The 24,380-nt window shown below is 60.0% G+C and carries 21 protein-coding genes and 1 pseudogene; 13 read left to right on the plus strand and 9 right to left on the minus strand.

The features are described 5' to 3' along the window. The first annotated feature begins 73 nt into the window (after positions 1–73). Positions 74–976, plus strand: coding sequence for a LysR family transcriptional regulator (locus GOW31_RS06565; RefSeq protein WP_171168825.1), 903 nt, complete (start codon positions 74–76; stop codon positions 974–976). Here the strand turns inward: GOW31_RS06565 and GOW31_RS06570 are convergent. Continuing rightward, complete coding sequence (locus GOW31_RS06570) at positions 967–1,818, minus strand: LysR substrate-binding domain-containing protein (RefSeq protein ID WP_171168827.1); 852 nt, start codon at positions 1,816–1,818, stop codon at positions 967–969. The two genes, GOW31_RS06565 and GOW31_RS06570, sit on opposite strands and share 10 nt — an antisense overlap. Before the next feature lie 103 nt (positions 1,819–1,921). Here GOW31_RS06570 and GOW31_RS06575 point away from each other — a divergent pair, with 103 nt between their 5' ends. Continuing rightward, positions 1,922–2,623, plus strand: a complete 702-nt coding sequence (locus tag GOW31_RS06575) for an SDR family oxidoreductase (RefSeq protein WP_171168829.1) — start codon at positions 1,922–1,924, stop codon at positions 2,621–2,623. Between the two features lie 2 nt (positions 2,624–2,625). Here the strand turns inward: GOW31_RS06575 and GOW31_RS06580 are convergent, their stop codons facing one another. The 3 genes from GOW31_RS06580 to GOW31_RS06590 form a co-directional block, all read right to left on the minus strand. Continuing rightward, positions 2,626–3,897: an FAD-binding oxidoreductase gene (locus GOW31_RS06580; RefSeq protein ID WP_171168831.1), complete on the minus strand. Its 1,272-nt coding sequence runs from the start codon at positions 3,895–3,897 to the stop codon at positions 2,626–2,628. A 190-nt stretch (positions 3,898–4,087) separates the two neighbouring features. Further along, the gene (locus GOW31_RS06585) at positions 4,088–5,245 is read right to left on the minus strand and encodes an acyl-CoA dehydrogenase family protein (protein WP_171118646.1); all 1,158 of its coding nucleotides are present in this window, start codon (positions 5,243–5,245) and stop codon (positions 4,088–4,090) included. 139 nt (positions 5,246–5,384) lie between these two features. Next, positions 5,385–5,948, minus strand: coding sequence for a TetR/AcrR family transcriptional regulator (locus GOW31_RS06590; RefSeq protein ID WP_171168833.1), 564 nt, complete (start codon positions 5,946–5,948; stop codon positions 5,385–5,387). Positions 5,949–6,240: 292 nt separating this feature from the next. Between GOW31_RS06590 and GOW31_RS06595 the strand changes: the two genes are divergently transcribed. After that, a complete protein-coding gene (locus GOW31_RS06595) occupies positions 6,241–6,705 on the plus strand; it encodes a nuclear transport factor 2 family protein (protein WP_170346132.1) in 465 nt (154 codons plus the stop codon). 10 nt (positions 6,706–6,715) lie between these two features. Beyond that, complete coding sequence (locus GOW31_RS06600; RefSeq protein WP_171168835.1) at positions 6,716–7,336, plus strand: pyridoxamine 5'-phosphate oxidase family protein; 621 nt, start codon at positions 6,716–6,718, stop codon at positions 7,334–7,336. A gap of 388 nt (positions 7,337–7,724) precedes the next feature. On the opposite strand, the gene GOW31_RS06605 is transcribed toward GOW31_RS06600, so the two are convergent. Next, entirely contained in the window at positions 7,725–8,420 is a 696-nt protein-coding gene (locus GOW31_RS06605) for a THxN family PEP-CTERM protein (RefSeq protein WP_171168837.1), read from the minus strand. Positions 8,421–8,676: 256 nt separating this feature from the next. Continuing rightward, complete coding sequence (locus tag GOW31_RS06610; protein ID WP_171168839.1) at positions 8,677–9,336, minus strand: TetR/AcrR family transcriptional regulator; 660 nt, start codon at positions 9,334–9,336, stop codon at positions 8,677–8,679. Between the two features lie 65 nt (positions 9,337–9,401). Between GOW31_RS06610 and GOW31_RS06615 the strand changes: the two genes are divergently transcribed. The 8 genes and pseudogenes from GOW31_RS06615 (at position 9,402) to GOW31_RS06650 (ending at position 20,382) form a co-directional block, all read left to right on the plus strand. Further along, the gene (locus GOW31_RS06615; RefSeq protein WP_171168841.1) at positions 9,402–10,718 is read left to right on the plus strand and encodes an NAD(P)/FAD-dependent oxidoreductase; all 1,317 of its coding nucleotides are present in this window, start codon (positions 9,402–9,404) and stop codon (positions 10,716–10,718) included. Beyond that, positions 10,715–11,617 carry a bile acid:sodium symporter family protein gene (locus GOW31_RS06620; RefSeq protein WP_171168843.1) on the plus strand — a complete coding sequence of 301 codons (903 nt, stop codon included), beginning with the start codon at positions 10,715–10,717 and terminating at the stop codon, positions 11,615–11,617. Before GOW31_RS06615 ends, GOW31_RS06620 begins: the two co-directional genes overlap by 4 nt. After that, positions 11,614–12,546 carry an SDR family oxidoreductase gene (locus GOW31_RS06625; protein ID WP_171168845.1) on the plus strand — a complete coding sequence of 311 codons (933 nt, stop codon included), beginning with the start codon at positions 11,614–11,616 and terminating at the stop codon, positions 12,544–12,546. The genes GOW31_RS06620 and GOW31_RS06625 overlap by 4 nt, the downstream gene beginning before the upstream one ends. Continuing rightward, a complete protein-coding gene (locus GOW31_RS06630; protein WP_171168846.1) occupies positions 12,543–13,307 on the plus strand; it encodes an SDR family oxidoreductase in 765 nt (254 codons plus the stop codon). The genes GOW31_RS06625 and GOW31_RS06630 overlap by 4 nt, the downstream gene beginning before the upstream one ends. A 78-nt stretch (positions 13,308–13,385) precedes the next feature. Continuing rightward, a complete protein-coding gene (locus tag GOW31_RS06635) occupies positions 13,386–15,854 on the plus strand; it encodes a heavy metal translocating P-type ATPase (protein WP_171168848.1) in 2,469 nt (822 codons plus the stop codon). After that, complete coding sequence (gene cueR, locus GOW31_RS06640) at positions 15,851–16,240, plus strand: Cu(I)-responsive transcriptional regulator (RefSeq protein ID WP_171118663.1); 390 nt, start codon at positions 15,851–15,853, stop codon at positions 16,238–16,240. The genes GOW31_RS06635 and cueR overlap by 4 nt, the downstream gene beginning before the upstream one ends. Before the next feature lie 95 nt (positions 16,241–16,335). After that, positions 16,336–17,214, plus strand: a pseudogene (locus GOW31_RS06645) (NAD(P)-dependent oxidoreductase); the annotation flags it as partial. Positions 17,215–17,316: 102 nt separating this feature from the next. Beyond that, complete coding sequence (locus GOW31_RS06650) at positions 17,317–20,382, plus strand: aminotransferase class III-fold pyridoxal phosphate-dependent enzyme (protein WP_171168851.1); 3,066 nt, start codon at positions 17,317–17,319, stop codon at positions 20,380–20,382. A gap of 50 nt (positions 20,383–20,432) precedes the next feature. Here the strand turns inward: GOW31_RS06650 and GOW31_RS06655 are convergent, their stop codons facing one another. Both GOW31_RS06655 and hemP read right to left on the minus strand, forming a co-directional pair. After that, complete coding sequence (locus GOW31_RS06655) at positions 20,433–20,909, minus strand: hypothetical protein (protein WP_171118670.1); 477 nt, start codon at positions 20,907–20,909, stop codon at positions 20,433–20,435. Further along, positions 20,906–21,073 carry a hemin uptake protein HemP gene (gene hemP, locus GOW31_RS06660; protein WP_083445319.1) on the minus strand — a complete coding sequence of 56 codons (168 nt, stop codon included), beginning with the start codon at positions 21,071–21,073 and terminating at the stop codon, positions 20,906–20,908. Before hemP ends, GOW31_RS06655 begins: the two co-directional genes overlap by 4 nt. Positions 21,074–21,279: 206 nt before the next feature. Between hemP and gph the strand changes: the two genes are divergently transcribed. Next, positions 21,280–21,939 carry a phosphoglycolate phosphatase gene (gene gph / locus GOW31_RS06665; RefSeq protein WP_171168853.1) on the plus strand — a complete coding sequence of 220 codons (660 nt, stop codon included), beginning with the start codon at positions 21,280–21,282 and terminating at the stop codon, positions 21,937–21,939. 754 nt (positions 21,940–22,693) lie between these two features. On the opposite strand, the gene dld is transcribed toward gph, so the two are convergent. Then, complete coding sequence (gene dld, locus GOW31_RS06670) at positions 22,694–24,373, minus strand: D-lactate dehydrogenase (RefSeq protein WP_171168855.1); 1,680 nt, start codon at positions 24,371–24,373, stop codon at positions 22,694–22,696. Between the last annotated feature and the right edge of the window lie 7 nt (positions 24,374–24,380).

Consider the following 24,380-nt stretch of genomic DNA (forward strand, 5'->3'; position numbering starts at 1 on the left):
TGCGCCTCCTGTTGCCATCCATCCCCTACCCCGTCATGGACAGCGAAACCATTCATGCATAATCATAAGTGGTATGAAGAAAATCGATTTCACCGATCTCGACGGCAGGGTTCTGCGCACCTTTCTGACCATTCTCGAGGAAAGCTCGGTTTCGAAAGCTGCGGATCGGCTGGGCGTCACGCAATCGGCCATCAGCCACACGCTGGCCAAGCTCCGGCTGGTGCTGGGCGACCCGTTGTTTGTCCGTTCCGGTCAGGGCCTGACCCCGACCGAGCGCGCCTTGTCCCTGAAGGAGCCCGCGCAAAAGGTGCTGGACGGAATGCGGGCGCTGACCGAAGGGCGGCCGTTCGACCCGCAGTCCGAACAGATCAGGATCCGCATCGCCACCAATGACATGCCGCGCGAGTTGATCTTTCCGCAGCTGCTTCGAGAAACACGTGCCGAAGACGCAGGTCTGCGGCTGGAATTCATTCCTTCAGGCGTGCCCGACCCCGAGCTGCTGCGCAGTGACAGATGCCAGTTGATGCTGACCCCGTTGCCGCCGGACGGGCCGGATATCTTTCAAAAACGCCTGATGACCAGCCCGCTGATGCTGTTCTATGACGCCACACAGCGCACGCCCCCGGACAGTTGGGACGCCTATTGCAACTGCGATCATGTCGAGGTTCGCTTTGCCGATGGCCGCAATGCCCGCGCCGTCATGCGTGGCGTCGATCAAAGCCAGATCAGGCCAGCGGTGGTGACCCTGCCTCATTTCAACGCCATCCCGGCCTTCATACTGGGCAGCGACCTGATCTCGACCGACACGGCGCTGATGAAACAGGGCCCGCTGGCCATGCTGGATTGCGCGCCACTGCCGTTCGAATGCGCGTCGGTGTCGATCTACATGGTCTGGCACCAGAGGTCGGCCAATGACCCGGCACATCGCTGGTTGCGGGCCCGGATCGAGGCGATCGCCGCGTCTCTTCAGACCTGAGACAACAGCCAGTCGCGCATGATCCTGACCAGTTGCGGCTGGCGCGGCTTGCGGGGCGCAACCACGTAAAACCCCAGATCTGCAACCAGGACATCCGCGAGCGGCTGAACAAGACGGCCCGAGGCCACCTCGGGCACGACAAGAGGCGCATTGGCCAGTGCTATCCCCTGCCCCGAAACTGCGGCATCGATCGCAAGGCTGGTCTGGCTGAAGCTCATCATTCTGGGCTTTCCACTTACGCCCACCCGTTCAAGGAACAAGGGCCACAATCCGTGGGTATCGTTCAGCAATACCTGCTTCATCAAGTCAGAAGGGGTGCTGACTTCCCTCGCCATGGCAGGGCTGCATACCGGGATGAATTCGGTCGAGAACAAAGGCACCGCTTCCAGTTCAGCCGCAAACGGCGCTCGACCCTGCCTGACAGCCAGATCGACGCCATCCGAACTGAAATCCGCCAGACGCTCGCGCGCATCCACCTGAACCGAGATGTCCGGATACAGGTCCGTGAAGCCCGACAAACGCGGCACCAACCATTTCGAGGCAAAGCTGGGCGTGACCGACAATGTGATCCGCCGGTCCGGAGACAGGTCTTCGACGGCCTCTTCGATCAATCTGAAAGCACGCCGCAGCGGCGCGTGAAACCGCCGCCCGGATTCGGTCAGTCGCAACCCACGCGGCAGGCGATCGAACAGAACCTCGTCCAATCGTGCTTCAAGCCCGCGCACCTGCTGCGCGACGGCACCTTGTGTAACGCCGAGTTCCTCGGCGGCCAGTCGAAAGTTCAAGTGACGGCCAGAAGCCTCGAAAGCGCGCAAGGCGTTTAGGGGTGGAAGGGCGGTCATGCTGTTATCCTGTAGATTTTCTACAGAATAGAGGCAGCAGAACTGATTGGTCAAACCACTGTCCGACGGCCATCTTGGGATCAATTGAAAACGGAGATGTCAAATGGAAAAAGTAGCACTTATCACGGCGGGCGGCAGCGGCATGGGGGCGGATTCCGCCCGGAGGCTGGCGGCGGACGGGTTCAAGGTCGGCATTCTGTCCTCCTCGGGCAAAGGGGAAGCTTTGGCAAAGGAGCTGGGCGGCGTCGGCATTACCGGCTCGAACCAGTCCACCGAGGATTTGCAGAAACTTGTCGATGCCGCCATGGCCCATTGGGGGCGCGTTGACGTTCTGGTCAATTCCGCCGGTCACGGCCCCCGCGCTCCGATCCTTGAACTGACGGATGAGGATTGGCACACCGGCATGGATGTCTATTTCCTGAACGCGGTGCGCCCCACACGGCTTGTGACCCCGATCATGCAGGCGCAGGGGGGAGGCTCGATCATCAACATCTCGACCTTTGCCGCGTTCGAGCCGGATCCGGTTTTCCCGACCTCGGGCGTGTTCCGGGCCGGGCTGGCCGCCTTCACCAAGCTGTACGCGGACAAGTATGCCGCCGAGAATATCCGCATGAACAACGTCCTTCCGGGCTTCATTGACAGCCTGCCCGAGAAGGAAGAATTTCGCAGCCGCATTCCAATGGGGCGCTATGGGCGCAGCTATGACGAGATCGCCTCGGTCGTCGCTCTGCTTGCCTCGGAAGGCGGCGGTTACATCACCGGACAGAATATCCGGGTGGACGGCGGTATAACCCGGTCTGTCTGAACTCAGACCCGCGCCCTTATCAGATGCGTCAGCGCCGCGCCGGATTCAAAAAAGGCGCGGCGCACGCGCGTCCAGTTTTCGCGGTGTTCGGACACGGCAGGAACCGGTAGAAGCGAGGGATCATCCGCCAAAAGGCTCTCGGCCGTCATGCGGCCGAACACCGTGCCCGGGCCGATGCCGCGACCGGAATACCCATGTGCGGCCAAAGCGTTGGGGCCGATCTGCGTGATCTTTGGAATATGATCCGATGTCATTGCGATCCGCCCGTGCCACCCGTGTTCGAACGGCTGGTCGGCCAATTGCGGATAGAGCTCGGCCAGCTTGCGCCGGACCCAACCGGAATGTGCAACCCGACCGGCATGTCCCAGATCTCCCATGCCGCCAATGATCATCCGCCCGGCCTGATCCAGCCGGAATGACGTCATGATCAGCCCGGTATCCCAGCACCCTTCTTTCCTTGGCAGGATACTGGCGCGCAAATTTTCGGTCAGCGGGGCCGTGGCGTACTGGAAATAGTAGACCGGCACATAGGCAGGCGCGGTCTCCGGCAGCGCAAGATGATAGGCATTCGTCGCCTGAATGACCGATCTTGCCCGAACCGTCCCGCCCGGTGTCATCAGAACCCAGTGCCCAGCCTCATATGCCATGGTCTGCACGGGGCTGTGGGTATATACCCGTGCCCCGGCCTGTGACGCCGCGCGCACCAAACCCACCGCATAGGCCAAAGGCTGGATGGTTCCCGCCCGTGGATCGAACAAGGCACCGTGAAAGGCCTGGCTACCGGTGCGTTCACCGGCCTGGTCCGCCGACAACAACTCAACCGGTGCTCCGGCTTCGCTCAACTGCGCATGACGCGTTTGCAGGTCCTTCAAACCCGACGCGGAATGAGCGCAATGCAGGGTTCCGTTGCGCACGGGCTCACACGCTATGTCATATTCATCGATCAAGGCAAACACATCCGACGGCGCCTTGGCCAGCAAGTCGATCAAACGGTTCCCCGGTTCAGTACCGATATGCGCACGGATGTCGTCCGGCGGCAGCCACAGCCCCGCATTGACCAGACCGACATTGCGCCCCGAACCGCCAAACCCGATCTCCTGCGCCTCGAGCAGGCAGACCGACGCGCCGGCGCGGGCTGCGGTCAAAGCCGCTGAACAGCCGGTGTAGCCACCTCCGATGACAGCCAGATCAACCGCTGCGTCAGCGGTCAGGGGCGGTGCGGTGACTGTCTCGGCGCAAGTGGTCTGCCAAAGGGATTGTTCGGGATCGTTCACGTCGGACCTCTGAGTCTTGTCGGCGGATCATCATACCGATACCCCCCCTTTGCAAGCCGCCTTTTGACCCGTGCTGCGACAACGAAACAGGCACGGCAGGCAAGGGCTTTGCCCAAGCCTGCCGGGCCCAACCGGAGGAGTCATTCCGTCAGGAATGAAGACGACGGGCGGGAGAGCCCGCGTGGTGGGCTCAGACGTCGAGCGATCGCGCGATCAGCTCTTTCATGACCTCGTTGGTGCCGCCATAGATCATCTGCACCCTGGCATCCGCGTAAAGACGCGCAATCGGGTATTCCATCATGAACCCGTAGCCGCCGAACAGTTGCAGGCATTCATGCATGATCTCGTTTTGCACCTCGGATCCCCAGTATTTGGCCATCGAAGCAGTTGCCGCGTCCAGTTCGCCTGCTTCCAGTTTCCCGATACAATCATTGATGAAACTGCGCAGAACCTCGGCCTTGGTCTTGCATTCCGCCAGTTTGAACCGGGTATTCTGAAAATCCATCACCCGCTGCCCGAAGGCTTTGCGTTCCTGCACGTATTTCACTGTTTCGGCGATGGCGAAATCGATCGCGCCCAGCGCCATGATCGCGATATTCAGCCGTTCCCACGGCAGCTGTTTCATCAGCTGATAGAAACCCTGCCCTTCCTCGGGGCCCAACAGGTTTGTCATCGGCACTTTGACATCTTCGAAAAACAGCTCGGCAGTGTCATTGCCTTTCATGCCCAGTTTCTTAAGATTCCGCCCCCGGCGAAAACCTTCACACCCGTCAGTTTCCACCACGATCAACGAAACGCCGCGTGCACCAGCGGTCTTGTCGGTCTTGGCGGCCACGATGATCAGATCCGCAGTCTGTCCGTTCGTGATGAAGATTTTGGACCCGTTCAACCGGTAGGAGTTGCCGTCCTTCTCGGCCGTCGTCCGCACCGCCTGTACGTCCGAACCGGTACTGGGTTCGGTCATTGCCAGCGCGCCGACCAATTCACCCGACGCCAGTTTGGGCAACCACTTCTTCTTCTGATCTTCGCTGCCATAAGCGGTGAGATAGTGGGTCACGATCGACTGAATGCCATAGCCCCAACCCGCATCACCCCGCGCGCCCTGTTCGTAGGCCGTGATGGCGTCAAAGCCCATGCCGCCGCCGACGCCGCCATATTCTTCAGGGATCGCACCCGCCATCAGCCCGGTTTCGCCGGCCTTTCGCCAGAAATCGCGATCCACAACGCCGTTTTCAACCCAGGTTTCGATATTGGGCGACAGTTCGTCATCCATGAACCGACCCGCCATATCCGCGAACATGCGGTGTTCATCAGTGACCCATGCCGCAGTCGAAGTGAAAAGTGACATTGAACGCCCTCCAATCGGTCTTTCCGAAAAGGCTAGCGCCGTGTTCGGTTCACGCCAATCCTTGTGACGCCGCGTCCCTTTGAGGAACAACGCAACGTCTCGGCCTGCGATGTCAGAGAACACCTTTTGGCTGGCGGGGTTAAGCCAGTGCTTTGGCCAAAAGGTGCTTGGCCGCATCCTTGGCGTCTTCCGCCGGATCGCAGTTCTTGAGCAGGACGGCGGAAACGATGGCTCCTTCCTGCAACAACACGATCTGACTCGCGAGCTTCCGAGGATCATGCGCGCCGGCCTGCCGGGCTATGGCCGTGAAGTGTTCCAGCAAAAGCTGTTTGTGTTCGGCGGCCTGCACATGGATCGGGTGATCCTTGTCCTGATACTCGGCCCCGGCCTTGATGAACATGCAGCCCCGGAACCCGTCCTCTTCGAACCACTCTTTCAGGGCATCGAAGCTGACGAGGATCTGCTCGGCCGGTGTTTCCGCCATCTCGTCGATGCGTTGAAAGAACCAGTTGCGAAAGTTCTCATCCCGCAGGCGCAGCGCGGCGACAATCAGGTCTTCCTTGGTGCGGAAATGCTTGTACATCGACGTCTTGGACACGCCCGTTTCCACAACCAGCTTGTCCATGCCGGTTGCGTGAAACCCGTCGCGGTAAAAGACCTTCAGGGCCTTGCTGACCAACTCATCCCGTTTGTTTGGGCGCATGATTCGGCTCCATGGTGTACCGTTCTGTACATATTACCATGGAGCGTGAAGTACAATGACCCCAGGCCAAAGCATTGTTTTGGAATGGTTTTGCCAGACGCCCAGTCTCATCGTGAAATTTCTACTTGCAAAGGCTTACAGATCAGTACACCTTATTCGTAAGTTAACCGATCTGTACACCATGGGATTTGACCGATGAAACGTCGCGCCAGCATTTTTCCACCTCAGTACGTCCCCTTCCTTCTGACCATGGCTATTCTTGCCGCCTCACTCACCTGAAAGCCTTTGCAAAATGTCCAGACCCCCTCTGCCCCCGTTCACCGCCGAAACCGCCACTCAAAAAGTGCGCATGGCGGAAAATGCCTGGAACAGTCGTGACGCCGACCGCGTGACGCCTGCCTACACCGACGACAGTCAATGGCGGAATCGGGCTGAATTCCTGTCCGGCCATACCGACATCCACGCCTTTCTGACCCGCAAATGGCGGAAAGAGCTGGAGTACCGCCTGATCAAGGAACTGTGGGCCTTTGCCGGAAATCGCATCGCCGTGCGCTATGCCTATGAATGGCGCGACGACAGCGGTCAGTGGTTCAGATCCTATGGGAATGAGAATTGGCAATTCGCCGATGACGGGCGCATGTCACATCGCCATGCCTCGCTCAACGATCTTCCCATTGCCGAAGGCGACCGGCTGTTCCATTGGCCCCTGGGCGAACGCCCTGAAAACCACCCCGGATTGACCGAACTGGGTCTTTGAAAGGACATTCATGCCCCGCGCTTTTGCCGAACTGACGTTCACTCCCGCTGTCCGCGCCCATCAGGAGAGGATGGGATCGGCCAGAACCTATACCAAGTTCATTGAAGGTGGTCCCCAGCAAGGCCATCTGATCGGAGGCCCCGAGAAAGAGTTCATTCAGGCACGGGACGGGTTCTATCAATCCACCGTGTCCGAGACCGGCTGGCCCTATGTGCAGTATCGGGGCGGGCCGACAGGGTTTCTGAAAGTGCTGGGGCCCCAGACCATCGGATATGCGGATTTTTCGGGCAACAAACAGTATATCTCGCGCGGGAATCTGGACGGCAACGATCGTATTGCAATGATCCTGATGGATTACGCCAACCGACGCCGTCTCAAGATCCTTGGGCGCGTAGAGTTCACGGAAGGCGAAACAGCGGCCGCCACCCTTTACCCGGAAGAGGCCGAGGGACCGGCCGAACGGGCCGTGATCATCCGCGTCGAGGCATTGGACTGGAACTGCCCAAGCCACATCACGCCGCGCTTCACCGAAGCAGAGTTGCGCCCTCATCTGAACAGGCTGGGGCAGCAGTTGGCAGAGTTGCAGGCGGAAAACCAAAGGCTGAAACAGCAATTGGCAAAGTCAGGTTGACGTTTCAGCCCTCACAGAATTTCCGGATTTCAAGAAAAGGGAGTGTCGCAATGGTTCGCTCGGTCTTTCACCTCTCGGCGGCTTGCCTTGCCGGTACTGCCCTGATCATTCTGATCATCATGTTCGGTTTTTTCGCTTCACCCAGTGCGGTACGAACATCGCCGCCATCGGTATTCAGCAAGATTTTGTTCGAACATTTGCAGCAAGAATGATGACCGAGCGTCACTGCGGCAGGAACCCGGCAAGCGCGCTTGTCGTTTCAAGCCAATGCCATCAACTCGGGCCCACGGGGCGCATAGGCTGAAAGACTGAAGAACCTGGCCTAAGAGCGGCCCGGTTCCAGGTCTGCTCTCACCACCAAGAATGATGAGAGCATTAATAAGCCAGATCAGGCCGTGCTGCGCTTTTTCCGCCGCCCCATCACAAACAGACCGCTGATGCCGCCAAGAAGCAGCCAGCCAGCTGCGGGCAGCGGCACGGGGGCTACCGTGTATTCCCCATACAGCGTTGCGACGTTTTGCATGTTTTCCGTTGTGCTGAAGCCGTTCGAAATGGTGCTGCCGCCGTCCTGAGAGAACCCGAGGACCGAGAACACATAATTCTGTCCACGAAAATTAAAGCTCTGAGAGCCCAAATTGTTGGTAATGGTCACGATGTCATCACAAGGGGTCGAATCCGCCGGGCAGTTCGTTGGACGATTCAATGTCTCGTTATGCGTCAGGGCAAACGACGAAGACACCAAAGGGCCACCGCTGATCAATATGTCAACAAGAAGGTCGACGGAGCTCAGTGTTGTTCCCGTGATCGGGAAATTCAGATGCGAGAACTGACCCAGAGCAAAAGCAGTTCCAGGCATCAGACCTGAAATTGGCGTGCCAGTTGGCGTGAAATCGTAACCACTCGAGCTGCTGCCACTTCCCCAGCGAAGAGAAATCGTAGAACCAGAGGTGCTTTCAGTAACGCCGGAACTTGGATTTACGTTTTGCCAAGAGGGCGAGATGCTGGAAATGGTCAGCGCCGACGCACCGCTTGCGGTCATCACACCTGCAACAGCGATCGCAGCTATGTTTCGTATGAATGTCATGTGCCCACCTTACGTATGAATACTCGTTACAAACCACTCTGGGAAAGAGTAGCACAACAGGATCATATTCCTAGCTCACGCGCCACATTGACGCCACGTTTTCACCTTAATCAAGGCGAATGACGCCCCAAAGAGCGTCAAAAAGGACACAATCATCTAGCCTGCGCCAATTGTCCAACTTTTGGAAACAGATACTTAGGATACAAGGCGCCAGCTCAACGATTGAACACACAAGTGGGCGCCGCGTGATGGTTCATCAACGGTCGGATCGTACCATTGCTTCGATACCGGCGGCGCAAAAGTCCACCAGACGTTCCATGCCTGATACGTCACCGCCCTGCGACAGGGCTTTGACCCGCCATCCGCTGTTGAGATGGGCCAGCATCGCCGAGACCGAATAAACCTGGCCACTTGCCAAAACCGCAGGATCGACATCCGGGTAAAGCGTGGCGATCTCGGTGATGAACAGCTGGGCGGTAGGGTCGAAACATTCCGCTGCGATATCGCGCCACCTGGGGTCAACCGATACGTGGGCCACCAACCGCCCATATGCCATCCATCCGGGCCCACCCGTTTCTGCCAGGTCCACATAGGGTCGGATAAAGCTGTCCAGAATGCTGTGAAGCGTCAGCGGAGCGACGGCCTTGGCCGTGTTCAACGCGTCGATCCGAAGCTGCGCCAGCGCGTCCGCGCGCCGCGCCACGGTTTTGTAAAACAACTCCTCCTTGCCACCACCATGATGGTGCACAAGACCAATCTGAACCCCCGCCAAGGCCGCGATATCCCGGATCGACGCACCCTCGAATCCCCGTTCGGCAAAGACGGTTTCAGCCGCATCCATGATCCGCGCCTTGGTTTCAAGCGATCGCTTGGACGGTGCTCTTTGCCTTGGTTTTTCTATGTTTTTTGGACTCATGAATATTATCTTGCCTTATTTTGGTCGTTCGTTCAAGTTAAGCATCACGAACTTCGGGAGGGTTCATGACACAGACGCGCAACGCATTCGCCTTGATCGGGGCGGGGCCGATGGGTTTGGCGGCAGCCAAGGTGCTCAAGGAACAGGGCATCGCCTTTCAGGGCTTCGAATTGCATTCGGATGTGGGCGGTCTGTGGGATATCGATGCCCCCAGATCAACCATGTATGAATCGGCGCATCTGATCTCTTCAAAGCGCATGACCGAATTCGAGGATTTCCCGATGGATGAGGCTGTGGCCGAGTACCCCTCGCATCGGGCGATGCGCGACTATTTCCGGTCCTTTGCCGATCGTTTCGGCCTGCGTGAAAGCTACTGGTTCAATGCAGAAGTCACCCGGATCACTCCGCTGGGCAAATCCGGTGACGGTTGGCGTGTTGGCTGGCGGGACGCCGAAGGTGAGCATCAGGCTGAATTCGCAGGGGTACTGATTGCAAACGGCACCTTGTCGGAACCGAATATGCCCAGCTTTCCTGGCACGTTTGACGGCGAGTTGATCCACGCCTCGCAATATCGGTACCCCAGTCAGTTCGACGGCAAGCGCGTGTTGGTCGTGGGCGCGGGCAATTCCGGCTGTGACATTGCGGTTGACGCAATCCATCACGCAGAACGCTGCGATCTGTCCATGCGGCGCGGCTATTACTTCGTGCCGAAATACGTTTTCGGCAAACCGGCCGACACGATGGGCGGCAAGATCCGCCTGCCGATGTGGTTGAAGCGCAAGCTGGACAGCCTCATCCTCAGTTGGTTTGTCGGTGATCCGCAGAAATACGGCTTTCCCAAGCCCGATTACCAGCTGTACGAAAGCCACCCGGTGGTCAATTCGCTGGTCCTGTATCACGCGGGCCATGGCGACCTGCGCATTCGCCCCGATATCGACCGCCTGGAAGGCAAAACCGTGCATTTCAAGGACGGCACGCGCGAAGAATATGACATGATTCTCGCCGCGACCGGATACAAGCTGCACTATCCGTTCATCGACCGGGGCCTGCTGAACTGGCAGGGTGATGCCCCACATCTGTACCTGAACGCGATGCACCCCGAACGGGACGATCTTTTTGTGCTGGGCATGGTCGAGGCCACGGGTCTGGGCTGGCAGGGCAGGCACGAGCAGGCCGAAATGGTGGCGCGCTATATCAAAGGTCTTCAAAAGGGCTGCCCGGTGGCGGCCGATCTGAAGGCTGCAAAACAAAAAGACTATAAGCGCGCCACCGGAGGCATGAGCTATATCGATCTGCCGCGAATGGCTTACTACGTCGACAAGGCCACCTACAGAAAGGCTGTCACCGGGTGGATCGAACGGCTGCGGAAAGCCACGGTATGAGTGGTATCGACGAAATTACGCTGAATTTCAGCCCGGCCTCTCTGACGCTGTTGAATGCGATACTGGCGATCGTGATGTTCTCGATTGCCATCGATCTGACACCAAGGGATTTTGATCGCCTCAGGCGTGCGCCGAAGCCAGTGATCGTCGGGCTGGTATCCCAATTCCTGGTCCTGCCGGCGCTGACTTTTGCGCTTGTGTGGGTGACGGCCCCGCGACCGTCAATTGCGCTTGGGCTGATCCTTGTCGCAGCCTGTCCGGGGGGCAATATCTCGAACTTCATTACGCACCGCGCCGGTGGCAATGCGGCGCTGTCGGTGTCGATGACCGCCTTTGCCACCATTGGCGCGATTTTCATGACGCCCTTCAACATTGCGCTTTGGGGCGGGTTGTATCCGCCGACACGCGCGATCCTGCAACAGACCCAGATTGACCCGGTGCAAATCACAATCCTTGTCGGGTTGATGCTGATCCTGCCTCTGGTCCTGGGCATTGCTCTGAACCAGTGCCGCCCGGCCCTGACCGCACGGTTGCGTGCGCCGCTGCAATACCTGTCGATGGGTATTTTTGCGGCTTTCATCTTACTTGCCCTGGGCGCGAACTGGGGGTTCTTCCTCAGCTTTGCCGGGGCTGTTGCCGGGCTTGTGATCCTTCACAACGCCCTGGCGCTGGGGGGCGGTTGGGTTGTGGCCACTCTGACCCGGCTGTCCCCTTTCGATCGCCGTGCCATCACCATCGAAACCGGCATTCAGAATTCCGGCCTTGGGCTGGTGCTGATCTTTGCCTTTTTCCACGGGCTGGGCGGCATGGCCGTCGTGGCCGCGTTCTGGGGCATCTGGCACGCGATCTCGGGGATTGCCCTGGCGTCGGTCATGGCCCGAACCGAGGCCGCGCGATGAGCCGTATCCTGATCACGGGCGCCGCCGGTATGGTCGGGCAGGCACTGTTGCCCGAACTTAAGGGGCACGATGTTTTTGCAACGGATATCAAACGCCCCGACAGCATGCCGGAAAACGTCCACTATCTGCCCATGGATGTGACGACCGACGCGCCCGCACGTGTAATCTGCAAAGTGAAGCCTGAAGTCATTGTGCATCTGGCCTCCATCGTGACGCCTCCGCCAAAAATGGAACGCGCGGCAGCATATGCGGTTGATGTCGAGGGCACCCGCAAGGTGGTGAACGCGGCCCTTGCCAACGGAGTGCGAAGATTGGTGGTCACATCCTCGGGTGCGGCCTACGGCTATCACCCGGACAACCCCGTGCCCCTGCGCGAGGGTGATCCGTTGCGCGGCAACCCCGAGTTCCCGTATTCCGATCACAAAAGGCAGGTCGAAGAGATGCTGGCCGACGTTCGCAAAACCGCCCCCGATCTGGAACAGGTCGTGCTGCGCGTGGGCACGGTTCTGGGGGCCGGGTCCGAAAACCAGATCACCGCCCTGTTTCACAAACCCCGCCTGCTGGCCGTGGTCGGCAGCGAAAGCCCGTTTGTGTTCATTTGGACGCATGATCTGGCACGCATCCTGAAGCGCGCGGCAACCGACGGGCCGGATGGCGTTTACAACGTCGCCGGGGACGGCGCGATGGGCGTGACCGATCTGGCGCGTGCGATGGGGAAACCGGTTCTGCGCCTGCCCGCTTGGGCGCTGAAATCGGCTTTGGCCGCTGCACGTCCGCTGGGTCTGTCCCGCTATGGGCCGGAACAGGTGCGATTTCTGCAATATCGACCGGTTCTGGACAACACCGCCCTGAAATCCGACTTCGGTTACACGCCGGAAAAAACCAGCGCCCAGGTATTCGCGCTCTGGCAAAAGCAGGCGGGGCTATGAAGACGGCTGTCATATCCGGCGGGGCGGGCGGTTTGGGGCGGGCCCTCAGCCATGCTCTGCAAAGTCGCGGGTGGCGGGTAGTGCTGCTGGATCTCGATGTTTCAGGTCTGGACACCGGGCCGAACCAGTTGCCTGTTGGCTGCGACCTGACGGATCCCGACCAGCTTGCCAGAGCAACCCAAAAGGTGATCGCGACCAGCGACAGTATCGATCTGGTCATCTACAACGCCGGTGTCACGCAAATCCGGGGCTTTGAAAAGTCCGACGCGGCCAGCCACCGAACTCTGTTTGACATCAACTATTTTGCGGCCGTTGAAATGGCCCGCGTGTTCTTGCACCCGGTTCGGGCGTCAAAGGGGACACATCTGGCCATCTCATCGGTGGCCGGGTTTGCACCGCTTTACCATCGGACGGCCTATGCTGCCTCGAAACACGCGCTGGAGGGGTTCTTCAAATCGCTGCGCTCGGAAGAAGCCCCTCATGGCGTTGAGGTTCTGATCGCTGCGCCGTCCTTTGTGGCCACCAACCCCGGCAACGCACAAGAGCAGGCGGATGGCACAGCGCGGCCCGGATCGGCGAAGGACGGGATGGACGAGATGAGCCCCGAGGCCGCCGCCGAAACGATCCTGCGCGGGTTGGACAAATCGCAGCCCATGATCCCGGTTGGCCGCGTGGCGCGCCTGTCCTGGTGGCTCAACCGTCTGTCACCGCGCCTCTATCAGCGCATGATGGAACGAAACGTGCGCGGCTCGGGGCACTAAAAAACTGCCCCAGGCCCTTGACCTTCCTGTCACTGGAACCCCCATCTGGTGAGTAAGGAAACTTCATGGGCGAGTCGCATGGCGCAAAAAGCACTGACAGAGCTGAAAATCACGGGCATGGGATGCGCATCCTGCGTGGGACGCGTTGAAGAGGCGCTGCGTGATGTGCCCGGGGTGGAAACGGCCTCGGTCAACTTTGCAACCAAGTCCGCACAGGTGGCTTTTGACGGGCCGGTTTCGGCGCTGACCAAGGCATTGGACGCGGCAGGGTATCCGGCCGAGACCAGCCGGGCTGATCTGATCATTGAAGGTATGAACTGCGCCTCATGCGTGGCCAAGATCGAGCGCGCGCTGAAGGCCAGCCCCGGTGTGATCGAAGCGCAGGTCAATCTGGCGACACAAACTGCCGCGGTGACTTACGCTGTTGGGACAACGACGCCACAGGCGCTGGCACAGGTGGTCACCGACACCGGATACCCGGCGCGGCTTCAAGCCGCTTCGACACCCGAAGACCGCGCAGACACTGAAACAGCAGGGCTGACCCGGGCCACGCTGCTGGCGGCCGCTCTTGCCCTGCCCGTGTTCATTCTTGAGATGGGTGGGCACATGATCCCCGCCTTCCACCATTGGGTACACGCCACCATCGGCACGCAGACCAGCCAGTTGATTCAGTTCGCCCTGACAACGGCCCTGCTGCTGGGACCCGGTCGTGTGTTCTATCGCAAGGGCATCCCGTCGTTGCTGAGGGGCACGCCGGATATGAACGCGCTGGTCGCGCTGGGAACCGGTGCGGCCTATCTGTATTCGGTCGTAGCCACATTTGCCCCCGGCGCGTTACCGGTCGGAACTGCCAACGTCTATTACGAGGCGGCGGCTGTGATTGTCGTTCTGATCCTTCTGGGCCGGCTGATGGAGGCGCGCGCCAAGGGCAAAACCGGGGCCGCGATTCGTAAACTGGCGGGCCTTCAGCCCAAAAGCGCGCGGGTCGAAATCGATGGCCGGATAGAAGACCGCCCTATCGCCGAGATTGCGGTGGGCGACATCCTGCACATCCGCCCGGGCGAACGTGTGCCGGTGGATGCCGAAGTGCTCGAGGGCACCTCTTACGTCGATGAAAGCATGATCACGGGCGAGCCGATACCCGTTGGAAAATCAGCCGGCGCGGCTGTTGTCGGAGGAACCGTAAATGGCACCGGCGCCTTGCGGGTTCGGGCGACGCGCGTGGGAGGCGACACGGTGCTGGCTCAGGTCGTTCGCATGGTGCTGCAGGCGCAGGGGGCCAAGCTGCCGATCCAGGGCCTGGTCGATCGGATCACATATCGCTTTGTCCCGGCGGTCATCCTGGTCGCCGTGATCGCCGTCGCGGCCTGGCTGATCTTCGGCCCAAGCCCCGCCCTGCCGCTGGCGCTTGTCGCCGGGGTTTCCGTGCTGATCATAGCCTGCCCCTGCGCCATGGGTCTGGCCACTCCGACTTCGATCATGGTCGGCACCGGGCGCGCGGCCGAACTGGGGGTTCTGTTCCGCAAAGGTGACGCCTTGCAGCAGCTTCAGCAGGCACGCGTCATCGCGCTGGACAAGACCGGGACCCTGACACTGGGCCGTCCAGAACTGGACAATGTTCTGACGGCGAACGGGTTTGACAGGGATGAGGTCGTGCGGCTGGCCGCCGCCCTCGAGGCGCGGTCGGAGCACCCGATAGCTTCGGCGATCACCCGGGCCGGGCCTGCGGCGCTGCCACAGGCGACGGACGTCCTGTCGCTTACCGGGCTTGGCATGCAGGGGCTGGTTGAAGGCCGAAACGTGTTGATCGGGTCGCACCGGCTTATGCAACAACGCGGGATCGACCTTGGCCCCCTGGCAAGCGAGGCAGAGGCCCGCGCCGCCGAAGGGGCTACACCATTGTTCGTCGCATTGGATGGGCAGGCCGCAGCCACGTTGTCTGTGTCCGACCCGGTCAAACCCGGCACAGAAGAGGCGCTGGAGCGGCTCCACCAAATGGGTCTGACCGTGGCCATGGTCACCGGAGACAACGCGCGCACCGCGCAGGCCTTGGCTGATCGGCTGGGGATTGATCACGTCACCGCCGAAGTGCTGCCCGACGGCAAGGTGGATGCGATCACCGCCTTGCGGGACCAGTTCGGTACGCTGGCTTTCGTCGGCGACGGCATAAATGACGCCCCGGCGCTGGCAACGGCTGACATCGGCATCGCCATCGGGACGGGCACCGATGTGGCCATCGAAACGGCTGATGTCGTTCTGATGTCCGGCGATCTGCGCGGGGTTGCAAATGCAACCGAGATCAGCCGCAGAACGATGCGGAACATACGCCAGAACCTGGGATGGGCATTCGGTTACAATGTCCTGCTGATCCCGGTCGCCGCTGGTGCGCTGTACCCGTTCGGAGGCCATCTGTTGTCTCCGGCACTGGCGGCGGGCGCAATGGCGCTTTCGAGCGTATTTGTCGTCTCGAACGCGCTGCGTCTGCGTCGCGTTCAAGCCAGCGTGCCGGAAACCCCGATCCCGCCCGCCAAGGAGGTGCACGCATGAATATCGGAGATGTGTCCGCCCGCACCGGCCTGCCTGCAAAGACGATCCGGTACTATGAAGACATCGACCTGATCAAACCGCTGCGCGACGACAACGGCTATCGCCGATTTCGCGATCAGGATGTGCACAAGCTGAACTTTCTGGGCCGGGCCCGGGCTCTGGGATTCACCATCGGGGATTGCCGGACATTGCTGGCGCTTTACGAGGATGAAACCCGCGCCAGTGCAGATGTGAAACAGGTCGCGCGGGATCATCTGGCGCAGATCGAAGCCAAGATCGCCGACCTGAACGCGATGCGCGAGACGCTGAGCCACCTGATCGACGCCTGCGCCGGGGATGACAGGCCGGATTGCCCGATCCTGCAGGATCTGGGCGGGAAGGGCTGACTTGGGGTTGCCCTTTGGGCGCAGCTTTGCTTTGTCTTCGCCAAACATTTCGGCCAGGCACGCACCGCTGAAGCCGACCGAACAGCGGAGAGGATCTCAAAATGGCAAAAGTCGCGTTCCTTGGCTTGGGCGTCATGGGCTATCCCATGGCTGGGCATCTTCACGCCGCAGGTCATGACGTCACCGTCTACAACCGCACAGCTGCCAAGGCCGAAGCCTGGGTAAAGCAGCATGGCGGATCGATGGCGGCCACCCCGAAAGACGCGGCTGAAGGCGCCGAATTTGTGATGGCCTGCGTCGGCAATGACGACGATCTGCGCATGGTTTGCACGGGCGAGGACGGCGCATTTCGCGGCATGTCCAACGGGGCTGTTTTCGTCGACCACACCACGGTTTCTGCAAAGGTCACACGGGAATTGTACGCTGCCGGCCAATCACAGGGTATCGCCTTCGTGGACGCGCCGATCTCGGGCGGCCAGGCAGGCGCCGAAAACGGTGTTCTGTCAATCATGTGCGGCGGAGATCAGGCGGCGTATGATGCGGCTGAACCGGTGATGCAGGTCTATGCGAAGATCTGCCGCCGCATCGGGGACAGCGGCGCGGGCCAGATGACCAAGATGTGCAACCAGATCGCCATCGCAGGGTTGGTTCAGGGCCTGAGCGAAGCATTGCACTTCGCCGAAAAGGCCGGGCTGGACGGAAGGGCCGTGGTCGAGGTGATCAGCCAGGGCGCGGCGGGCAGCTGGCAGATGGCAAACCGGTATGAGACCATGCTGGATGATCACTTCGAACATGGCTTTGCCGTCGACTGGATGCGCAAGGATCTGGGTATCTGTCTGGATACCGCCAATGAAACCGGTGCGTCCCTGCCCGTCACCGCTCTGGTCGATCAGTTTTACAAGGATGTGCAGAAACTGGGTGGTGGCCGCTGGGACACCTCGTCGTTGATCAAGCGCCTGCGGGCCATGGGGTAACGCGGGGGGCTGTCTGCCCCCCATCGCGCCAAGGCGCGATTCCCCCCGAGGATATTTTGGCCAGATGAAGAGGGCTCCGGCGCGATCGGAGCGGAGACGGGAATGGACGATTTGAGTGCTTTTTGGACGGCCGCGCTGCGGCAGCTCTGGGGGTTGGACGCCCGTTTGACGCGGTTGGATGGTGAATATGATCTGAACTTTCTGGTGCACGCCACCAATGGTCAGGATTATGTGCTGAAGGTCATGCGGGCCGGATGCGAAGCGGATCTGGTTGATCTGCAAAGCAAGGCGCTGGCGCATATCGCTTCTGAGGCACCGGGGTTGCCGTTTCCCAAGGTATTCCCTGATCTGACCGGCGCAATGCTGCCCGAGATTGCCGATTCTGAAGGACAGCGCAGGCTGGTTTGGCTGTTGGAGTGCCTGCCGGGCCAATGTTACGCGAAGGCCGCCCCAAAATCCGAAGAGCTGATCCTGAAACTGGGCCGCGTATTGGGGGCAACCGACCGGGCCCTGGAAGGGTTTGAGCATGAAGGGTTGCACCGGACCGGTTTCAAATGGGACCTGATGCAGGCGGGCTGGATTGCTGACAAGTTAAACGCGATCTATGACCCCGCGCGGCGGGCGCTGCTGACGGAAATCTGTGAGGGGTTCGCTGCAATCGCGGATGTCCTTGCGGATCTTCCGAAACAGGCCATCCACAATGACGCCAATGACTACAACATTCTGGTCGAAGGGGAACTGAGCGAGCGGCGGCGGATCTCGGGCCTGATCGATCTGGGCGACATGTGCGCCGCGCCGCGCATCTGCGATCTGGCGATTGCCGGCGCGTATGTCGTGCTGGATCACCCCAAACCGGAACGGGCACTGGCTGCGTTGGTAAAGGGCTATCACGCGGCCAATCGGCTGCGGGCGGATGAGGTTGACCTGATCTGGCCGTTGCTGAGGATGCGGCTGGCCGTGTCGGTCGTCAACTCGACCCTGATGGCGGCCGAGAATCCGGATGATCCCTATGTGACGATCTCTCAGGCGCCCGCTTGGCGGTTCCTTGAGAACACATCCGTCAATGGCGGGCTGATGTCGGCGCGGTTGCGGGCGGCTTGCGGCTTGCCCGTGGTTGATGGGGCTGAACGCATCCACGCCTATCTTCAGGAACACCGGGGACATTTTGCCGACATGTTCGGCCAGGACCTGGGCGGTGTGCCCATGGGCTCGCTTTCGGTCGAAAACTGCGTCTGGCCGCAAGACCCATTCCACATGCCTTTGGCCGAGGCCGCGCGCGTTGGCGAGGAATACGGGCAGGACCTGTGGCTGGGTTACTATAACGAGCCCCGCCTGATCTATGCCGAGCCGGGGTTTCGCAAGGGTCCGTGGAAAGCCTCGGACCGGCGGACGGTTCATCTGGCCGTGGATGTGTTTGCGCCTGCCAGGACGGTTCTGCATGCACCGATAAGCGGCCGGGTCGAAGTGGTCGAAAACCGCGACCAGCACCTTGATTACGGCGGGGTGATCATCCTGCATCACGAAACGCCTGAAGGCGACCCGTTCTATACGCTCTATGGCCATCTGGATCCGGAATGCTGTGACCGGCTGAAACCGGGCGACCCGGTGGCACAGGGGGCCGCGTTTGCGCGGTTGGGCGATGCCGGCCAGAATGGCGGATGGGCCCCGCATGTGCATTTCCAGCTGGCCCTGACCACCGATGGCATGGAAGCGGACTGGCCCGGTGTCGGAGACCCGGACGAACTGGAGCTGTGGCACGCGGTCTGCCCGAACCCGGCGGCGTTGCTGAACCTGCCGGATGACAAGGTGTTCTATCACCCCACTGACAAAGCGGACATCCTGCACAAACGGCGGGCGCATTTCGGGGGCAACCTGTCCCTGACCTATGACGATCCGGTGATGCTGGTGCGCGGCTGGAAGCATCACCTGTTCGACGAATGGGGACGCCCCTATCTGGACGCCTACAACAACGTGCCGCATGTGGGGCACGCGCATCCACGCATTCAGGCCGTGGCTGCGGACCAGTTGAAGCGGATGAACTCGAACACCCGCTATCTGCATCCGGCACAGGTGGAATTTGCCGACAAGATCCTGTCGAAGATGCCGGATCACCTACAGGTCTGCTTTTTCGTCAATTCGGGAACCGAGGCAAACGAACTGGCCCTGCGGCTGGCCCGCGCCCATACCGGCGCAAAGGGGATCGTGACGCCGGATCACGGCTATCACGGGAACACGAACGCTGCGGTGGCGATCTCGGCCTACAAATTCAACAAACCGGGCGGCATCGGGAAAGCCGACTGGGTTGAACTGGTCGAGGTTGCCGATGACTATCGCGGGTCATTCAGGCGTGACGATGCGGACCGGGCACAGAAATTTGCTGATCTTGTCGATCCGGCGATTGCCGCCCTCCGGGATCGGGGACAGGGCGTGGCCGGGTTCATCGCGGAAACCTTCCCGTCGGTCGGCGGCCAGATCATTCCACCCAAAGGCTATCTGCCTGCGGTTTACGAAAAAATACGTGCTGCGGGGGGTGTTTGCATCGCCGATGAGGTGCAGACAGGTCTGGGACGGCTGGGTGAGTATTACTTTGGCTTCGAACACCAGGGCGCGGTTCCGGATATCGTGGTGATGGGCAAGCCAATCGGAAACGGGCACCCGCTGGGCGTGTTGGTGACAACCAAAGAGATCGCGGACAGCTTCAACAACGGGATCGAGTTCTTTTCGACCTTTGGCGGTTCAACCCTGTCCTGCCGGATCGGCAAAGAGGTTCTGGATATCGTCGATGACGAAGGGTTGCAGGACAATGCCCGCCGGATGGGGGATCGTCTGATGGCGGGGCTGCGCCAGATCGAAGCCGACTTTGGTTGCGTTGGCGACGTGCGGGGTATGGGGCTGTTTCTCGGCGTGGAACTGATCAACCCCGATGGAAGCGAAGGCACCGAGATTTGCAGCTATGTCAAAAACCGGATGCGCGATCACCGCATCCTGATCGGCAGCGAAGGGCCCAGGGACAACACCCTGAAAATCCGCCCGCCCCTGACCATCGAGGCCGAGGATGTTGACATGATCCTGTGGGCGCTGCGGGATGTGTTGTCCGAGGTGGGCGACTTTACCCCTGCCCCTGTTTGCGATCATGACCATCACCATGCCGGATGCGGGTGCTGCTGAACGAAAAAACCCCGGCGCATCGCCGGGGTTCAACCGTTTCACACACAGGGTCAGTGGAGCACGGCCGAGGGGGTCTGGTGGCCGGTGGTCGGCATTTTGAAACCTGCGGTCATACGTCTGAGAGTCAGCCCCAGTTCTTCCGACAGGGATGCCAGCGCGGGGGCAAAATCCGGACGTACGATCAAAGACGCCAGCATCATCGCATCTTCACGCGCCCCTTCGGACGCTGCCGCGATCATCTGTGCAAAGCAATTCTCATCCGCGCCAAGGCATGCACATCCAAGACCATGCCGGATCAGGGGGCGACGGCCATGGGCGGCGCATAGCGAGCACAAGCGATCCAAAGTCAGCATTGCCGCACGCCCGCAATCCGCGCCCAGCGCGACTTGGAAATCGCTGGCAGCGTCGGCACGACCGCCCTCGCCTTCGCTCCACATCCGCAGGTACATCACGGCACCCGCTTCGATGGGATCGAGATCGGCAAGGCGGCCAACCGCTGCGCCGCCGCGCTTTAAAGGCGCGCTCATTTCGTCAGGATCAGTTTGCCTGCACGGGTGATGCGCAGGGTATAGAGTTGATCGCCAAGTTCTATATGGGCCAGGTTGCCGCCCTTGGTCAGATCCTCGGCCTTGTGCGCGGGAAGCATCGAGACAGCGTAACCTTGGGTTGGGGTCGGGTTCTGTACGTTCATCGGGACATCTCCAGAGCGTTTCGGCATGGTGCCATATCTATCGCGTTTCAATTGATTTGGCTGACCCCGAAAGGGCTGGCTTTCTGTTCCTGTCGCTTAATCTGATTATTTTAGTAAGGATTGTCAAGCATCGTTTTGAAACAGGCGATTGCCCCCCGGTACAGGGCGGGTTAGGTCTTGGGTCGGGCGATGAAGGGCAAGCAAACATGACCGCAGCAGTTGTATTCGATCTTGACGGAACGCTGGTGGACAGCCTGGGCGATCTGGCGGCGGCGGCCAACCGCACGCTGAACGACGTTGGGCATGATCCATTGGCGACGGATATCATCAAAGGATTCGTTGGCAACGGTTTACCCAAGCTGGTCGAACGCATGATCCGGCATTGCGAGCTGCCGCTGGATCGCCACGCGGAACTGACCCAACTGACCCTCAAACACTACAATTCCGCGGCCAGCGAAACGACTGTTCCCTACCCCGGCATCCCAGAGGCATTGGCCAAATTGCAGCAAATGGGATGCGTTCTGGGCGTCTGCACCAACAAACCCGAAACACCGGCGCGGCATGTGCTGGAAGCACTGAACCTGTCCCGGTATTTCGACGCGGTTCTGGGTGGCGACAGCCTTTCGACGCGAAAACCGGACCCCAACCATCTGTTCGCAAGCTTCGATGCGCTTCAGGCGTCCGGCCCGCGTCTGTTCGTCGGCGACAGCGAAGTTGACGCGGAAACGGCTGCGCGTGCGAAGATCCCGTTTTTGCTGTTTACAGAAGGATACCGGAAAACACCGGTCGCCGAAATTCCACACACCGTGGCCTATGGCGCATCACAAGATTTGCCCGCCCTCGTCGCCGAATTGATCAAAAGCTGACGCCGGGCGCAAAGATCATCGCGCCCTTCGACGCCCGTAACGATCCGCATGGCCACTGATCCCGACTGCCATGACCCCAAAAAGTTAAGAGGGGCCGGCCGAGGGGGTGTGGCCAGCCCCTCATCGGGGAAAGTTAATACCGTGTGTGTTTGTGTGGTAAGTACGGTAAGTTATGTTTACCCCTGTTTGTCGCGGCGCGAAATTGGGGGTTTCCCGTAGTTCCCCAAAAAATGCGAAAAATAAGGGAAAAATGGCGTTTTTCCGGCCCCGGTCATCTGCAAATTTTCGCATGCAAGACGGGCTTCTGGGCCGCAGCTTCGCGGGGATGATCTGCAAGCCGATTGCAAGCCAAGGGTAACCCTAGGAAAACCTGTCAGAAATCACGCGACCCTGAAATTACCTGAACAGAAAGGTGCTCTGCCAATTGACCGCATGAAACCGCCGGTTCAGATCCCGGACAGCCTGACAATTGCGTGTGTGTGATACTCAAAACCAAACGATCTGCGCCAAACGCGGCTGAATTCCGCGCCTCAACGCGAGATTCCTTGCCGACTCCGTCGACCCCGACTGCGCTTTCCGAATCTTCCCTACACCTGGCACGCGACGTTCAATCGGTTCTAGCAGCCTTCTGCGCGGCAGATGCGTGCCGGGTTGCGCTCAGGATATCAAGCTGTCGGGCACCAACACCCTGTTCATCACAACCCGACGAATCTGTCGGCCGTTTTCACAGCACCCTGCCGCGCAGGAAAACCGGCTATTGGTAATTCTTCGCCTTGGACATTTTGCCGATACCCGGATTGAACGCGTTGGTCGGGTCACAGCATTTGTAATGTGCCGCCAGGTCCGGCTTGGCCTTGTAAAGGTGCCCCACGTTATGTTCAGCAGGGTATTCCGCGCCGCGTTCGTCAAACAGTTTCAACATTGCGGCCTTCAGAGCTTTTGGGTCAGCCCCTTTTTTGACTATGTAGTCCTGATGCATCACGTGGCAAATGAAGTGCCCGTAATAGAGTTTGTGAACCAACTGGTCTTCGATCTCAGGCGGCAGCTTCTCTAGCCAGTCCTGGTCGTTGCGGCGCAGTGCGACGTCAAGTGCAATGATATCTTCGACGTCGTCCGAATGGATCGCCATGTAACGCACCGCCGCGCCTGCCGCCGCAAAACGATGAAGGCCTGCGATCCTGGCCTCGCGCGCATCACATTCGAAAAATCCGCCGTCCCGGTCACTCAGAAATCGCGGCAACCACTCAGCGGCCTCGGACACACCTTCATCCTTCATTTTCAGGATGAGGTGATGTTCGTATTTGTCGCGGAAGTCCGTCATCCGTTTGGGCAGGACACGGGGCCACAAAGCTATTGCTGCCTGCATGAAACGATCAGTGAAATTTCGCAAAAACGGAATGCGCCGCAGGCGTGCATCCACGGCGCCTTTCATCGCAAAGAACATCGGCAGACGGTCCGTGCCAAGCTTGTCGATCATCACGACCGTGTCCTTGCCATAGCGTGCTGCAATATCGAACGCTTCGCGATGCATGTATTCGGCCGAAACCGGCAGCGATTTGAACTCTGACAATATGTGGCGCCGCAGGTCCGCCAGATCGTCGGGATTGTTGGTGCCCACATAGAACACCTTCTCGACCTCGTTCTTGGGAAAGGTGTCAAGGCGCACGGCAAAAACGGCCAGCTTCCCGGCCGAGCCCGAAGATTCGAAAAGCTTGGCCTTGTCCGCATTGAACCGCGCAGGCGTTTCCGCATTCACGTCCCGCACGATCTGTGCGTAGTCGCTGGCCGACGCGCGTTTGTTGGTTGCCCCGGGATTGCGTTCGAACCTGCCTGCATCGAGGTTTGCAAGGATCTCTTCCGGCGTGCTGCCCAGATCGATGCCCAGATGGTTGACCAGTTCCAATTCACCCTGTTCGGTGATTTGGGCATAGACGGAAAGTTCCGTGTAAACCGGACCGCGCTCTACCAGAGAACCGCCGGAATTGTTGCATACCCCACCCACGATCGACGCGCCGATGCAGGACGAACCGATCACCGAATGCGGCTCGCGTCCGAACGGGGCCAACAGTTTTTCCAACGCAAAAAGCGTGGCGCCCGGAAAGCTGACGATCTGCTCTGCGTCGTTCAAGGGCACCAGAGTATCCATCCGACGCGTGTTGATCAGAACTACGTCACGGTCATAGGTGCCGGACGGCGTAGACCCTTCGGTCAGGCCAGTATTGGCCGCCTGCATGATGACGATCTTGTCGGCTGCAACGCAGGCTTGCAGGATCTTCCATTGCTCCAGCAGGGTCCCCGGCTGAACGACGCACAGCGCCTCACCCTCGCCCGAGCGGAAACCGCGCCGAAAGCGCTCTGTCGCGCGCTCTCCAATCAGCACGTGACGCGTACCGACGATAGAGCGGAAATGTTTGATCAACGCGTCATTGGTCATATCGGCC

The organism is Ruegeria sp. HKCCA0370, assembly GCF_013033705.1.
Lineage (GTDB): Bacteria > Pseudomonadota > Alphaproteobacteria > Rhodobacterales > Rhodobacteraceae > Ruegeria.